Here is a 13995-nt window from a genome sequence, read left to right as displayed (position 1 = left end):
AACTACTATAAAAGACTACACCAATGAGAACCCAAAACAGAGAGACACAGGCAGAACTGACACCACAGCACGCAAAAGAGATATTGGTTGAAGGCAACAAGCGCTTCGTAAACAACCTGAAAGCGAACCGTAACCTGCTGCAGCAGGTGAACGAAACGTCAGAGGGGCAATATCCATTTGCTATTATCCTGAGCTGCATCGACTCCCGCACTTCAGCTGAGTTGATTTTTGACCAGGGCCTTGGCGACATATTCAGTGCCCGCATCGCCGGTAACATCGTGAACGAGGACATTCTGGGTAGTATGGAGTTTGCCTGCAAAGTGGCTGGCTCTAAGTTGGTAGTGGTGCTGGGCCACAGCAAGTGCGGCGCTATCAAGGGTGCTTGCGACCACGTAGAGATGGGCAACCTGAGCACACTGCTGCACAAGATAGAGCCTGCTGTGAATGCCGTGGAGTATGATGGCGAAAGAAATTCCAAAAATTCGGATTTTGTAGAAAAAGTAGCTGAAACCAACGTTGTGTGGACGGTGGGCGAAATCAAGAAAAACAGCCCAATCCTTCGTGAAATGATAGAAAAAGGCGAGATTGGCATCGTAGGTGGCATGTACGACGTAGAGACCGGCGTAGTGACCTTCTATGACGATGTAGAAAATATGACTGAAACCCTGCATGAGGAACTTGCTGGCAAATATTAAGATCAAAGTAGAGGAGAAGGTATACCTCAAAGACCCCGAAGCATCAGAGAAAGGTCGTGATATTATCAAACACGGTATCTTTCTGATCGATGAGCTGGGCTTGGAGGCCTTCACCTTTAAGAAGTTGGCTGAACGCATCGGCAGCACAGAGGCGACGATCTACAGGTACTTTGAGAGCAAGCACATGCTGCTCTCATACCTGATCTCGTGGTACTGGAACTGGCTGGAATACAGGTTGGTGTTTGCTATTAACAACATCAATTCACCTGAAGACCGCCTGCGCATTGCGATCAGCATTTTGTCGGGACGCATCGAAAACGACATGGAATTTGAGCACATCGATGAAGTAACCCTGCAGCGCATAGTGGTAGCCGAGTCAGCCAAAGCCTACCTCACCAAGGAGGTGGATGCCAACAATAAGGAAGGCTTCTTTTTGAGCTACAAGCGCCTGTGTAAGCGTATAGCTGACATTGTGCGCGAGATCAACCCGGAGTACAAGCATCCGGCCTCTTTGGTCTCTACGATAGCGGAGAGTGCGCATTACCAGAAGTTCTTTGCGCTGCACCTGCCTTCGCTCACGAACATACAAGAAGACGGTGGCACTGAGCTGGAGGATTTTCTGACGCACATGGTGTTCAAAACCCTCGAGCGATAACGAACTATTTACGATCCTTGAAAAGGATGACACTGGCCCTGGTGCCGGTGTCATCCTTTTTGTTTTATAGGTGGTAGTTTACAGCTAAACATAACCTCTGCCATGTGTTTTACTTACAACACAGGTATAACAAACTGTAAGGTATGAAAACAAAGAGCATTCTATTGAAAAGTCGTCCGAAGGGTATGCCGACGGAGGAGAACTTTGAGTTTAAGGAGGAAGCGCTACCAGAACTGCAGGAAGGGCAGCTTTTGCTCAAGACGCTGTACGCATCGGTGGACCCCTACATGCGCGGTCGCATGAGCGACGCCAAATCCTATGTAGCTCCCTATAACCTGAACGAGCCCATTACCGGAGGTGTGGTGGCAGAAGTCGTTGAAAGCCGGAACGACAGGTATAAAGCAGGGGCAATAGTGTTGGGTAACCTGCCCTGGCAAACCTATAGCATCTCCAACGGCAAAGGTCTTAACCAACTGGACCCGGATCTGGCGCCGCTGAGTTATCACTTAGGTATACTGGGTATGCCCGGCCTGACAGCCTATTGCGGTTTGCTCTACATCGGGGAACCGAAAGAGGGGGAGACGGTGGTCGTGTCGGGTGCGGCGGGAGCAGTTGGCACTGTGGTCGGGCAGATTGCCAGGCTCAAAGGTTGCCGCGTGGTTGGTATAGCTGGCTCCGACGACAAAACAGCATACCTCAAAAACGACCTTGGTTTTGACGAGGCCATCAATTACAAAACTACAGACAATATGCAGCAAGCTTTGGCAGCCGCCTGCCCCGATGGCGTGGATGTTTACTTCGACAATGTGGGAGGAGAGATATCGGATGCCGTGTATGGTCTGCTAAATAAATTTGCACGCATTGCTGTTTGCGGACAGATCGCGCTGTACAATGCCACCTCAGTTCCGACAGGTCCGCGGGTGGAACCAATCCTGTTGAAGAAGAGCGCTCTCATGAAAGGCTTTATTGTGGGTGACTACGCCGCACGCTTTCCGGAAGCGGCCACAGAAATGGTGGGTTGGCTTAAAGCCGGTAAGTTACAGTACGAAGAGCATATTTTAGAAGGGTTTGATCAATTGCCACAGGCCTTCTTCGGCTTGTTCAGGGGGGAGAACACAGGCAAGCTACTTGTGAAAGTAGCTGATTTTAACGCCCATTGAGCAACACATGTTCAAAGCAATTGGCGGGACACTAGTGGCAACAGAAAAGCCCCGGATTTCTCCGGGGCTTTTCTGTTGCTGTAAGTAATGTTTTAGGCGGCGATTGACTGTGAACTGCCTTGTAGCGCTGCCCTGTCTTCTGAACTGGCCTTGTCAAACAGTGAGTCGAGGCGGAGCAATCGGAACAGGCGCTCAGTGGTGGCGTTCATGTCATAGAGCACGACTTTTACATTCTGTTTCCGGATCTTGAGCAGTTCGCTCACAAAAGAACAGATGCTGCTGTTGGTCAGGTGCAGGCGGTCAACGTGCGAACAGTCGATCCAAAGTTCTTTTGTGCTGTCCGTCGGTGCTTTAGCGATTGCCTGGTGAACTTTATCAAGCGCTTGTTCTTTCACAAGGCCTTTTACAAAAGAGATATGGCGATTCTGGTGCGAGGTGTGGTTGGTTATTTCCATGTCGACGTTCCTGAAAAAAATTTAACATACAAAGGAGGTGCTTTAGCAGCGGGAGTCCTTTATTTAATACTATAAAATTAAAAACATATTGTTGGGTGAGTATTGTATTTTTAAAGTACGGGGTAATTAGTATATAGTTATTTACTTTGTAATAAATTTAGTCAATGATTTAAAATGGTGATTTTTATTACTGAAAACCTAAATAACTACTGATAATTTGATTGTTTATTTATTGTATAAAATCAATATAAGGTTTAAATAAGTTATTGTTGTTAAAATGTAATATGGGCTCAGGTGGATTGTTTAGGGTGATTATGAAATGGCAGGCAGCCTGCTTGTGCCACCTCTAAGGCGGGCCTGACAAGCAGGGGAATCAATATATTATTTTTAGTATATTGATAAGGAATTGATGCCGCCGCTATGCTAAGACAACTACCACTGCTACTGCTTTTTTTGCTGCTCTCGATACAGGCCTTCGCGCAAGGACGCTTGGCTAAATCCCAACTCCGCAGTCCCTATACCTACATCTACCGCATCACTGACGAGCAAGCCCTGAAAATCTATGAGAAGGGGCCGGATGTGGTAAAGAGCAGCTTTTTTCACACGGTAGTCGATTCCTTTGCCATCAACAAGACTTACACAAAGCCGCTGCCGCAAGGCCACTACCTGTACATGCACGCCCAGGGCCCTGACCTGGTATACTGGCTGGAGACGAAGAGCAAGCTGCAGGCGAAGCTGCTGCACCTGCAGCCGGAGCTCGCGCTGCTGGTGCATGACAGTATGGGACAACTGGTGACCGATGCAGAGGTGATGGCTGGCAAGCAGCGTGTGCCATTCGACAGCAAAACCAATACCTACCGCCTGAAGAAGGGACCTAAAAAAGGAATCCTCAGCGTGAGCCACTCGGGCCTAACCTTTTATGAGGAACTCACACCGCAGCATCAGTACCATTACAAACCAAAGTGGTGGCAGCGGCTGATCAACACGTGGCCCATTTACTACACATGGCGCCCGTTTCGGGATGTGTACAGAACCATTAGGTGGGGGGAGCCGCAAGGGTGGATCCGCAGGATAGCTTCAATTTTTGACGAAGAGTACCGTCTTGACAAACCTGAAAAGTATAAAGGCTACCTCGTTACGAACAAACCGCTATACCAGCCTGGCGACACGGTGAGGTATAAAGCCTATGTGGTGAACCAAAACGGCAGACCAGTGCAATACAAGGCGCAGCTGATGCTAAATGGCTATAATATCAGGCGCAAGAAGATGGGGGAGCTCGCACCTTACCGCAAGGGAGCATACGAAGGTTGGTTTGTGCTGCACGACAGCCTGAACCTGCGTCTGGATGCCAGCTATACCTTAACGCTGGAAAGGACCAATAAGCGGGGGGATGAACTGGTGCGGCACTCTTTCACTTATGAAGACTATGAACTGAAGGAAAACAAGTATACCCTGCGCCTGGCGCATGAAGAGCACCAGGCGGGTGTGGAGAACCAAGTGCATGTGCGCGGCACGGATGCCAACGGTCTCAACCTGCTCGACGCCCGGGTAGAGGTGGTGGTACTTACCCGGCAGGTTTTCGGGTCGCGGGAGCAGCAGGTGTTTGTACCGGACACGCTCTGGAAGCACAGCCAGGCGCTGGAGGCTGCCGGCGAAACGAGCATCTCCATACCTGCTACGGCTTTCCCGAAAGCTTCCCTGCGTTACCAGGTCAGAGCTGACTTTCTGAACAGCAGCAATGAGCGCAGCTTTCAGTCGGCCGAAGCTAGCTATACCTATTTGCCGGGACAGTTGAAACTTTCGCTCTCGCAGGATAGTTTGCTGGCCCAATACCTGGAAGGCGGCAAGCCCATGCCGCACCAGGCAAAGCTGATTGCCGTTGACGCAAAAGGCAACAAAGTACTGGAGCAGCAGGTGCAGTTGCCTTACCGTTTGCCAGTGAACCCCTATGTGCGACGCTACATACTGCAGACTCCGGAACAGGAGGAAACGCTTGCCTTGAACCCAGAGAATGCGCTAGTGCAGGCTTATACCGATCGTAGTAACGATTCGCTCTATTTCGTGCTGGACAATCCGCGGAAGCTGCCTTACTGGTACTTTGTGTACCGGGGCGATAAATTGGTATACCAGGGCAAAGGCCAGGAGCGTGACTTCAGCTATACCCGTGCGCTGCGTGGAGACGATCCTTATTTTGTGACACTGCGCTACATGTGGGGCGGCGAGATCCGGTCGGATGAAAAAGTGGCCCCGCATCGCAAGTATACCTTGAATGTAGAGGTAGAGGCACCGCAGGTGGTATACCCGGGGCAGCAGAGCGATCTGACTGTGACCGTGCGTGACGCCAAAGGAAAACCAGTGCCCAATACCGATCTTACCGCCTATGCCATCACATCAAAGTTCACGGCACAGGGTGTGCCCAGCCTGCCTTCCTGGGACAGGTATAAAGGCCGCAAATCCTACCAGAAGCTGCGGCTGAACAACGAGGCCAAAGCCGCCACGCAGCTCATGGACTGGAACGCATGGAGTCGCCGCATGGGGCTCGACAGCATCGCCTATTACAACTTCCTCTACCCGAAGCAGGGCATTTTCACCGAGTACAGCCTTTCCCGCGACAGCCTGACGCAATTCTCGCCCTTTGTGGTAGACTCTGGCCGGGTGGTGCCGGTGCATGTGGTATACCTTGACCGGGTGCCGGTGTATTTTTCAGGGACGGATGTGGTGCCGGCCTATTCCTTTGCGGCCGACAGCGGCTACCACACCATTGTGATGCGCACGGCAGACAAGCTGGTTACACTCGACAGCGTATACCTGCGGCCTTACCACAAACTGGTACTGAGTGCTGACCTCACGCCAGGTACTGTGCCTTATGCGAAAGAAGCTGAAAGGAAAGACTACCTCTCGACCCGGGAGCGCAACAATCTGCACGGCTACCTGATGCAGGTGGAGCATAATTTCGGCAGCGATCTGGCTTATCTGAAGCAGGGCCGTCGGGTGCTGCGCATTGAGGATAACCCTGCCCGTAACAACCATTATTACTCGGCAACGAAGTCCGTGCTGGCGGGGCCTTTCTCGCCGGGCTATCTGCAGTTCACCAGGTATAACCGCTTCAACACCTCGTTTGAACTGGAGGCCGGCTATACCTATACCTTCGAGCGGGAATTGCTCAAAATGCGCGAGCGCAAGCTCCTGCCGGATCATGTTCACCTTGGCAACTGGAATAAGAAGGAGCGAAATCCGGTGCCGTTATACGACAAAGCCTCAACTGAGCAGCAACTGCAACAGGAGTGGGAGGAACTACAGCATCAGTTCTGGCTGCAGAAAGCCTTCGGCAACAATCCGCTTTACGATGACTACCTGCCCAAAGGCCGTGTAGGCTGGCGACTCGACAGCGCCTTCACACAAATGCCTGCCGTAGCCGTCCTGCACAAGGCCGGCCAGCCCGATTCTGCCCGACTCTACAGCGGCAGTAATATCCTGATGACAGGTATACCGATTGGCAAGTACCGGCTGGCACTCCTGTTTCCGGATAGTAGCTATGTGGCCACCGACCTGCAGGTGCAGGCAAACGGACAGGTGCAGCTATACCTGAAACCCAATGCGCAACAGCAGGCAGACAGGTATAGCCAAATGCTGCAGCAGTTGATCAAAAGAAGGATCCGAGAAGCCCAGAGAGGAGTGAGTATAGAGGTGCAGCAGCAAGTGATCCGGCAGATGCGCAACGACAGTTACACCTCCGGCCTGCATGAGTACAGCACCACCGTTTCAGGTATAGTTGTCGATGCGGGATCAGGCACGCCGCTGCCGGGTGTGGCCGTGCTGGTGAAAGGCACGCGCATCGGTACGGCTACCGATGCAAACGGGTATTACCAACTTGGTGTGCCTTCCAATGCTGTGCTGGTGTTTCGCTTTATAGGTTATGTAACATCAGAAGTAGCCACCGAGGGCAGGAGGATTGTAGACGCTTCTCTTAGCGCTGATATGCAGCAGCTTTCGGAAGTGGTCGTTGTTGGTTATGGCGTACAGCAGAAGCGTGAAATGACATACGCAGCTGCTACTGCAACAGTAGTAGAAGGGCGTGCACAGGGTATACGCATCCGAGGCAACGCCACTATCCAAAGCGCCAGTTCGCCACTTATTATAGTGAACGGAGTACCCTACAGCGGCGAACTATCTGACCTGGATCCGGCTTTGATCGCTTCCATGACCAAGCTGAGCGCTGAGGCTGGCATGGCACTCTATGGTTCCGTAGCGGCGGGGGGTGTGATCATCATCGGCGGCAAAGGCGGTCCTGCCAACCTGACCGCAGAGTTGCCGGTGGATGAGGCCGGTGCTATCCGTGAAAACTTCTCCGACTTTGCTTTCTGGCAGCCGCGCCTGCTAACCGACCGCAAGGGGCAGGCGAGTTTCCCGGTTACCTTCCCGGGCGACATTACCAGCTGGAACACCTATGTATTGGGCATGGACGGCAAAAAGCGCACGGGCATCTACAGCACCAGCATCAAATCCTTTAAAGCCATGATGGCCACGCTGGCGATGCCGCGCTTTTTGGTGGAAGGGGACAAAACGCAGGTCATCGGCAAGGCGCTCAACTACCTGCCGGACTCGTCCAGTATCAGTACCCGCTTTGAGGTGGCAGGAAAGCCGATGCGCGAAAGCCAGATTCTGCTCAAGCGGGCACACACCGACACGCTTACCCTCACGGCCCCGTCTGTCGCATCTGACTCCGTGGAGGTGCTCTTTGCCCTGCGGTCAGCTGAAGGAATGGCTGATGGCGAACGACGACACATCCGGGTATACCCTAAAGGCACCGAAGAAACCATTGGACATTTCCTGGCTTTGCACACTGACACGACGGTAACCCTGAATTTCGATCCGGTTAAAGGTCCCGTGAAACTGCATGCGAAGGGCAATCTGCTGGAGGTGATGTTGGAAGAGATCGACTACCTGCACAAATATGAATACTGGTGCAGCGAGCAGGCAGCCTCCAAACTAAAAGGACTGCTGCTGGAAAAGCGCATTCGGGAACAGCTGGGGGAGAAGTTCACGCACGAGCGCATGGTCCGCCGCCTGGTGCGCCACCTCGAAAAGACGCAACTGCCGGAAGGTGCCTGGACCTGGTGGCAGTCCGGTCCGGCCTATACCTGGATTACGAGCCACGTGGTAGAGGCCCTGTCGCTGGCCAAAGCGGAAGGCTACGCTCCGAAGTATGACGAGCAGAAGCTACTGGACTTTATGGTCTACCGGCTGGAGCAGGCCCGCTTCATTGACAAACTGATGATGCTCGAAACGCTGCACAAGCTGCAGGCCAAGGTCGACTATAACCGTTACGTGGTGGAGCTTTCTAAGCGTGACAGACTATCGCTGGAAGAACAGCTGCGCCTTACCCGCATGCGCCAGTTGCTCAAGCTAGAAGCCCCGCTCGACACGCTTCAGAAGTATAAGCAAGTGACCACGCTCGGCGGTCTGCACTGGGGTGAGAACAGGTATAGCCTCTTCAACAACCACATTTCCAACACCCTGCTGGCCTACGACATCCTGAAAGCGGCCGGTGGGCACGAGCAGGACCTGGCCAGCATACGCGCCTTCCTGCTGAGCGAACGCCGTAACGGCCGCTGGCGCAACACCTACGAGTCGGCCCACATCCTGGAGACACTGCTGCCTGACCTGTTGAGTAAGGAAGAAGGAAGTCAGCCACAGCTGCAGAATAGCCTGCAGCTCACGGGGCCCTTGCGTCTGGAAGCAACCGATTTTCCGCTGGATACCACCTTCCTGCCGGGACAGCCTTTGGTTATCAGTAAAACCGGTAAGCTCCCACTATACCTGACTGCTTACCAAACCCACTGGAACGCCAGCCCGGAGCCAGTGCAGAAAGACTTTGTTGTGTCGACTTCTTTTAAAGGTATAGCCAGCCAGGCCACCCTGAAGGCGGGTAAACCTGTCGAGCTGGTGGTGGAGGTGGAGGCCAAAGCCGATGCCGACTACGTGCTGATCGAAGTGCCTATTCCTGCTGGCTGCTCTTACGACGGGAAAAAAGGCAGAGGTTCCTACGAAGTGCACCGCGAATACTTCCGGAACAAAGTCGCCATCTTTGCTGACCGTTTGCCCAAAGGAAAGCATACCTATACTATCCAACTACTGCCGCGCTACAACGGCACCTTTACCGTCAATCCGGCAAAGGCAGAGTTGATGTACTTTCCTGTGTTTTATGGCCGCACGGGGATAAAAGGTGTCATCATTGAGTAGCCCCAGACAGATACGCTGCATGCCGTTGATTTTTTCTAGGATGCACTCGCAGGGATATTAAGTAGGTATGAATTTATAAACCTGTCTGTTAGGTGTTTAGACTTGCGTAGGGGTGCGTTTAGGCCTCAGAAGGCCTGTTTTTGGGCATTATTAAATTATTGTTAAAATTTTTGTAATGTTATATTGTGATTTATAATAATGTCGCATAAATTGCACTATGCAGTTTAAGTAGAAAACGCATACGTAATTCTTTACTATACAAAATACACAAGCATTGATTTGAACTAAAGTGTATGCTTTTGGGATTTATAATCCGAATGGCATGCTTCTTGGGAAGAATCAGCAAAAACGTTTAACTTTTAGCCAATGTTAGATATCATCAATTTTATTGCGCTCGCCGGCATCTTCAACATCTGTTTTTTTTGGTATGCATCTACCAAAATGAAAACAAAGCCTGATCCGGTGAAGACGCTTGTTGTATCTTTTGTATTTTCCATTCCCCTCAGTTTTCTGTTGATCGCCGTGTATACCACAATGCTGCTTTACGCTGCTAAGATCGGAGCCAGTGAAGATGCCATGTGGGAGTATATGGAGCAGGAAGAATTGCAGTAGTATCCACAGGTATAGCCTCGGCTAACCTGTTTTCTTAAACGCATCGCGGGCACTTGTCAAAAGCAGGTGCCCGCGATGCGTTTATGGCTAATGGTGAGTATAGCTAATGCTTTGCCCCTGGCTGTACAGGCATTTTCCCATGAAGGGAAACGTCGTTTCATTCTGATAAATATTGAGGTTGTTGCGCGACTTACTGCCAGTTGAAGCAAGCAGAGGTTCAGGATTTTTTTAGCATAACCTTCATCAGAATAAGATACTGTATTTGCCGCACAGCTCTAATCCAGAATCCGCAGCTCGTCGCGGCTGATCAGTGGAGTACCGGCATAGCGTCCTTCCCGCGGGCCATTCTCAAGTTTTAGCACACCCCGCGGACAAACATGCGCGCAGATGCCACAGCCCACACAAGCCGCCCGGATGATCGGCTCGCCCTGCTGCGCATACCAGCGCACATCAATACCCATTTCGCAATAAGTGGAGCAGTTGCCGCATGAGATGCACTGTCCGCCATTGGTGGTGATGCGGAAGCGGGAGAAGTACTTTTGGAGCAGCCCCAGGTAAGCGGCCATCGGACATCCGAAGCGGCACCACACCCGGTTGCCCATCAGCGGATAAAAGCCCACACCGATCACGCCCGAAAACATAGCCCCGATAAAGAACCCGTATGTCTGGGCAAAGCCGCCGGAAAGGTCACCGAGCAACCGACCCTCGCTCCAGGAGTTGACCCAAAGGAAAAGCGTGGTGAGAATGACAAAGCCCAGAATCGGGTAGATGATGGCTACTTCCCAGCGCCAGGCCTTGCGGCTTTTGTCGGAGAGATGTCGGTAAGGGTCGCCAGCGGTTTCGGCCAGTCCGCCGCAGCCGCACACCCAGGAGCAGTACCAGCGCTTGCCATAGAAGTAGGTGAGCACGGGTGTGGCCAGAAAGGAAAACACCGCTCCCCAGAAAATCATAAACACGCCCAAAGCGGCACCGTCCCGCACCAGGTATTCGATGGTGCTCGGGAAGAGGTAGTCATACTTGAGCGGCCAGAAATAGCTGAAGTAGTACTCCGGCTGGTTGAGCATCAGGAGCAGGCCCGGCAGCAGAAATGCAAAACCCAGCTGAAAGAACATCACCGAAATAGTCCGGATGATGTGGTAGCGGCTGTTGCGGTACTTGAGCAGGGCGTATACCCCCATGATCAGCACGGCCAGGGTATAAAAAGTGCCGTACAGAAACCACTGGTCGCTGGGACGGTTGCGCAGCCACTGGCTTAGGGGCTCCATTGCTTGAATAAGGCCTTGCAGGGTGTCCGGGAACCAGTAGAGCAGCACATAAAAACCAGTAAGCACAAAGCCGATGACCCAGGCCGAAGCCCCACGTGATGTGGCCTCCTGTTGCCAGAGTCCGTGGTTTTGCTCGGCAGGTGACTTGCGTCGTCGGCTTTGCCAGATGTAAAGTAGAGCGCCCACAGTGAAGACTGCTGTGCCTCCCAATCCGGTAAAAACAGGAGAGAGGTAATCAGCTCCCACAGCAGCTACCAGTATACCCAGCAGACCGATGCTGATGAGTACGAGCCCCACCATTTTCACCACATTCTGTGAGGTGGTGGGAGGGGTAGTGGCAGTAGGGGAAATGACGGCAGTAGGCATCTGTAGTATCAGTAATTAACAGGAAGTAGAGTCAGAAAACAGCCCGAAGCGCTTTCGCAGTTCCCACCAGTTGCTGTGTTTGACCGGTGGCTGACGGTCTGGGAAACGGGTATAGTACTGGCTTAAGAGCTCCTCTTCGTAACGTTGGAAAAACTCAGGATCGAAGTTCACCGCAGGCAGTTCCTGCATCACATCGTGCAAGGTATAGCCCTGCTGCAGCCAGTGGTGGCAGAGGTCATGGCGATAGCGGACGCCAAGCAGGTTTATACCCAGGAGCTTGGCAGTCTTCTTGTCGTAGAGTAGTCGGATGGCCTTGGTTGCCTCCTCGTTCTGCCAGTACAGCGACTCCTGCTGCTCTGTAAAACGTGCAGGCACAAAGCCGTAGGTCTGGTATTCAATATCAAAAAACTTGGCGGAGTTGAACCACGGTCCGCGCTGGTAAGGCTTTCGGTCGCCGAGCAGGGTGGAGGCCAGCGCCTCGGCATGCAGGCGGGCCGTGTACCAGAGCTGCTCCATCATCGGCTGGCCCGGAGCGGGATTGCGGAACTGAGCGCAGTCGCTGAGAGCGTATACATCGGGTTGGCTCGTTTCAAAAAACTCGTTCACCAGTATACCCTTTTCTATCTCTATACCTGCGCCTTTAAGGAATTCGACATTCGGTTTCACTCCTGTGGTGATGCCTACAAACTGGCAGGGCAGCTCTTTGCCGCTGCGCGTGTGTATAGCGCGTACCCGGCCAGCGTCATCAGCCAGGATTTCCTGCAGTTCTTCCTGCAGCAACAGCTCAATGCCGTGCTGCCGGATGTGGTCGGTCACAAGCCGGGCCTCTTCTTCGGGCAGCACATTGTGCCAATACAGTTTATCCCGTATTAGCATGGTGACGGCTATACCCCGGCTACGAAGCATCTCGGCCATCTCCACCCCAATCAATCCTCCGCCTATGATCACAGCCTGCTGTATACCTGCCGTGTTCGCTTCCATCAGTTCCAGGTCCTGTAGCGACACGAGGCCTTGTACGCCTTTCAGGGTTTGGCCGGGCCAATCGTAATAAGCGGCGCTGGAGCCCGTGGCCAGTACCAGTTTGTCGTAGTGCAGGGGAGGGCCTTCGCGTAGCACGAGCTTTTTGTCACTTGTTTCTACCCGCTCCACATAGTCGTGCACCAGCTCTATTTTCTGCTCCTGCCAGTACCAGTCAGCGTAAGGCACAATATCCTGGAAGCGCATGTGGCCCATGTACACGTACATCAGCGCAGTGCGCGAAAAGTGTAGCTGCGACTCCGCCGACACAATGGTAATGCGGCAGTCGCTCCGCTGCCGCACACGCTGCGCCAGGGTGACGCCTGCAATGCCGTTACCGATGATAACTAAGTGTTCCTGTGCTTTGATCTGGTTCATGTAAAAATTCTGGACCTCTCTGGCGGCTATACCTGGTATACCTGAAATGACTGGCTATACCTGTGATACATTACTGCGGCAGGGCAGGTATAGCCAAAGATACGAAATTAGGACAGGCATAAAAAAAAGGAAGGCCGGGACATTCCCGGCCTTCCTTCTATGAAATTACCTCGAATTAGCGGCTTCCGGCGCTACTGCCGACATCCTGACCGCCGTCTTCTACGCTTTTGCCACCCTGACGGCCGCCGCTGCGTGGCTCATTGCCCATGGCGCGACCTGCCTGATCGCTCTCCTCTGAGCGTGGAATCTGCTCTGACGGATCCTTCTTGGCTGTTGGGTGAATATTAGGCACTTTGTTGCCCTCATTTATTTTGCTTATATTTTGGTCTCTGTTCCGGTCTTTATTCTTATCTGCGTTCATCTTCAATCTGTTTTAGTTATATTAAGTTTTACTCTGAATTGGTCCCAAGGTTATGCCTATACCTTAGTAGCGGTCATAATCGGGGTTAGAGCCGGTGCGGTCAGGCGGGCCATAGCGGCGTGGCTGTCGTTGTTCGTAGTCACGCTGACGTTCGCGCATTTCGCCGGTCATGGGGTTATAGCGGCGGTTGTAGTCCGGGTCGGAGTTGCGGTCGCCGTCATAGCCAAAGCTCAGCGAGCCGGCCATGTTCCCGTAGTTCTCGTCGCGGCGATGCGGGTAATTGTCAGGACGGTAATCGCCGTCGAAATTGCCGGAAGTACGGTTGACGTAATGGTCCCCGTATTGCTGTCGGCCGCTGCGCTCGCTGCTCCTGGGGTCGTTGTAACCTGAGCGGTTGTCGCGCATACCTGCGCTGCCTCCATAGCGGCCACCAAAGTCGCTGTACGATCCCTGGCGGGAGCCGCCGCCGCGGTAGCTCTGCTGGTACTGGCGCTGGGTATAGTCGTCGTTGTCCTGTAGGTTGCGGCTGCGACGGTATATGTAGTCGCCCCCCTGGTCTTCGCTGTAACGATCGCGGTCTCTGCCGCCCTGACCAGAGCGGTTGTAGGTGCTGTAGTGACTGTCTTCATCCAGGCGGTAAGCGCCTCTGTACTGCGATTCGTCGTTTCGGTTATTGTCGCGTCTGTTTTTATCCCGGCGGTCCTGCCAGTTATTATATCTGTCCATTT

10 protein-coding genes are annotated in these 13995 nt (G+C 52.8%); 5 read left to right on the top strand and 5 right to left on the bottom strand.

Going from position 1 to position 13995, the window contains the following annotated elements; genetic code table 11:
* Window positions 1-23: 23 nt before the first annotated feature.
* The 3 genes from I0P70_RS17985 to I0P70_RS17975 all read left to right on the top strand — a co-directional run bounded on the left by I0P70_RS17985 (window position 24) and on the right by I0P70_RS17975 (window position 2510).
* Window positions 24-695: a carbonic anhydrase family protein gene (locus I0P70_RS17985; RefSeq protein ID WP_196120547.1), complete on the top strand. Its 672-nt coding sequence runs from the start codon at window positions 24-26 to the stop codon at window positions 693-695.
* Window positions 670-1350, top strand: a complete 681-nt coding sequence (locus I0P70_RS17980) for a TetR/AcrR family transcriptional regulator (RefSeq protein ID WP_196120546.1) — start codon at window positions 670-672, stop codon at window positions 1348-1350. The genes I0P70_RS17985 and I0P70_RS17980 overlap by 26 nt, the downstream gene beginning before the upstream one ends.
* Window positions 1351-1493: 143 nt before the next feature.
* Window positions 1494-2510, top strand: coding sequence for an NADP-dependent oxidoreductase (locus tag I0P70_RS17975; RefSeq protein ID WP_196120545.1), 1017 nt, complete (start codon window positions 1494-1496; stop codon window positions 2508-2510).
* Between the two features lie 92 nt (window positions 2511-2602).
* Here the strand turns inward: I0P70_RS17975 and I0P70_RS17970 are convergent, their stop codons facing one another.
* Window positions 2603-2965, bottom strand: a complete 363-nt coding sequence (locus tag I0P70_RS17970; RefSeq protein WP_196120544.1) for an anti-sigma factor antagonist — start codon at window positions 2963-2965, stop codon at window positions 2603-2605.
* A gap of 420 nt (window positions 2966-3385) precedes the next feature.
* Between I0P70_RS17970 and I0P70_RS17965 the strand changes: the two genes are divergently transcribed.
* Both I0P70_RS17965 and I0P70_RS17960 read left to right on the top strand, forming a co-directional pair.
* Window positions 3386-9208 carry a carboxypeptidase-like regulatory domain-containing protein gene (locus I0P70_RS17965; protein ID WP_196120543.1) on the top strand — a complete coding sequence of 1941 codons (5823 nt, stop codon included), beginning with the start codon at window positions 3386-3388 and terminating at the stop codon, window positions 9206-9208.
* A 441-nt stretch (window positions 9209-9649) separates the two neighbouring features.
* Window positions 9650-9820 carry a hypothetical protein gene (locus tag I0P70_RS17960; RefSeq protein ID WP_230392283.1) on the top strand — a complete coding sequence of 57 codons (171 nt, stop codon included), beginning with the start codon at window positions 9650-9652 and terminating at the stop codon, window positions 9818-9820.
* Between the two features lie 275 nt (window positions 9821-10095).
* On the opposite strand, the gene I0P70_RS17955 is transcribed toward I0P70_RS17960, so the two are convergent.
* The 4 genes from I0P70_RS17955 to I0P70_RS17940 all read right to left on the bottom strand — a co-directional run bounded on the left by I0P70_RS17955 (window position 10096) and on the right by I0P70_RS17940 (window position 13993).
* Window positions 10096-11451: a 4Fe-4S binding protein gene (locus tag I0P70_RS17955; RefSeq protein ID WP_230392282.1), complete on the bottom strand. Its 1356-nt coding sequence runs from the start codon at window positions 11449-11451 to the stop codon at window positions 10096-10098.
* A 15-nt stretch (window positions 11452-11466) separates the two neighbouring features.
* Complete coding sequence (locus tag I0P70_RS17950; RefSeq protein WP_196120542.1) at window positions 11467-12846, bottom strand: NAD(P)/FAD-dependent oxidoreductase; 1380 nt, start codon at window positions 12844-12846, stop codon at window positions 11467-11469.
* Window positions 12847-13021: 175 nt separating this feature from the next.
* Window positions 13022-13267, bottom strand: a complete 246-nt coding sequence (locus I0P70_RS17945) for a hypothetical protein (RefSeq protein ID WP_196120541.1) — start codon at window positions 13265-13267, stop codon at window positions 13022-13024.
* Between the two features lie 63 nt (window positions 13268-13330).
* A complete protein-coding gene (locus I0P70_RS17940) occupies window positions 13331-13993 on the bottom strand; it encodes a hypothetical protein (RefSeq protein WP_196120540.1) in 663 nt (220 codons plus the stop codon).
* Window positions 13994-13995: the final 2 nt, after the last annotated feature.

The sequence above is a fragment of the Pontibacter sp. FD36 genome (assembly GCF_015686655.1).
Classification (GTDB): domain Bacteria; phylum Bacteroidota; class Bacteroidia; order Cytophagales; family Hymenobacteraceae; genus Pontibacter.
The sequence above is the reverse complement of the archived record's forward strand: the minus strand, read 5'-3'. Positions and strand labels throughout refer to the sequence as shown.

What these genes read in the sequence shown, in the direction of transcription:
- I0P70_RS17975 (WP_196120545.1), top strand. Translation starts at nt 1,494, where the DNA reads ATGAAAACAAAGAGCATTCTATTGAAAAGTCGTCCGAAGGGTATGCCG.
- I0P70_RS17960 (WP_230392283.1), top strand. Translation starts at nt 9,650, where the DNA reads ATGAAAACAAAGCCTGATCCGGTGAAGACGCTTGTTGTATCTTTTGTA.
- I0P70_RS17950 (WP_196120542.1), bottom strand. Translation starts at nt 12,846, where the DNA reads ATGAACCAGATCAAAGCACAGGAACACTTAGTTATCATCGGTAACGGC.
- I0P70_RS17980 (WP_196120546.1), top strand. Translation starts at nt 670, where the DNA reads ATGAGGAACTTGCTGGCAAATATTAAGATCAAAGTAGAGGAGAAGGTA.
- I0P70_RS17955 (WP_230392282.1), bottom strand. Translation starts at nt 11,451, where the DNA reads ATGCCTACTGCCGTCATTTCCCCTACTGCCACTACCCCTCCCACCACC.
- I0P70_RS17940 (WP_196120540.1), bottom strand. Translation starts at nt 13,993, where the DNA reads ATGGACAGATATAATAACTGGCAGGACCGCCGGGATAAAAACAGACGC.
- I0P70_RS17945 (WP_196120541.1), bottom strand. Translation starts at nt 13,267, where the DNA reads ATGAACGCAGATAAGAATAAAGACCGGAACAGAGACCAAAATATAAGC.
- I0P70_RS17985 (WP_196120547.1), top strand. Translation starts at nt 24, where the DNA reads ATGAGAACCCAAAACAGAGAGACACAGGCAGAACTGACACCACAGCAC.
- I0P70_RS17970 (WP_196120544.1), bottom strand. Translation starts at nt 2,965, where the DNA reads ATGGAAATAACCAACCACACCTCGCACCAGAATCGCCATATCTCTTTT.
- I0P70_RS17965 (WP_196120543.1), top strand. Translation starts at nt 3,386, where the DNA reads ATGCTAAGACAACTACCACTGCTACTGCTTTTTTTGCTGCTCTCGATA.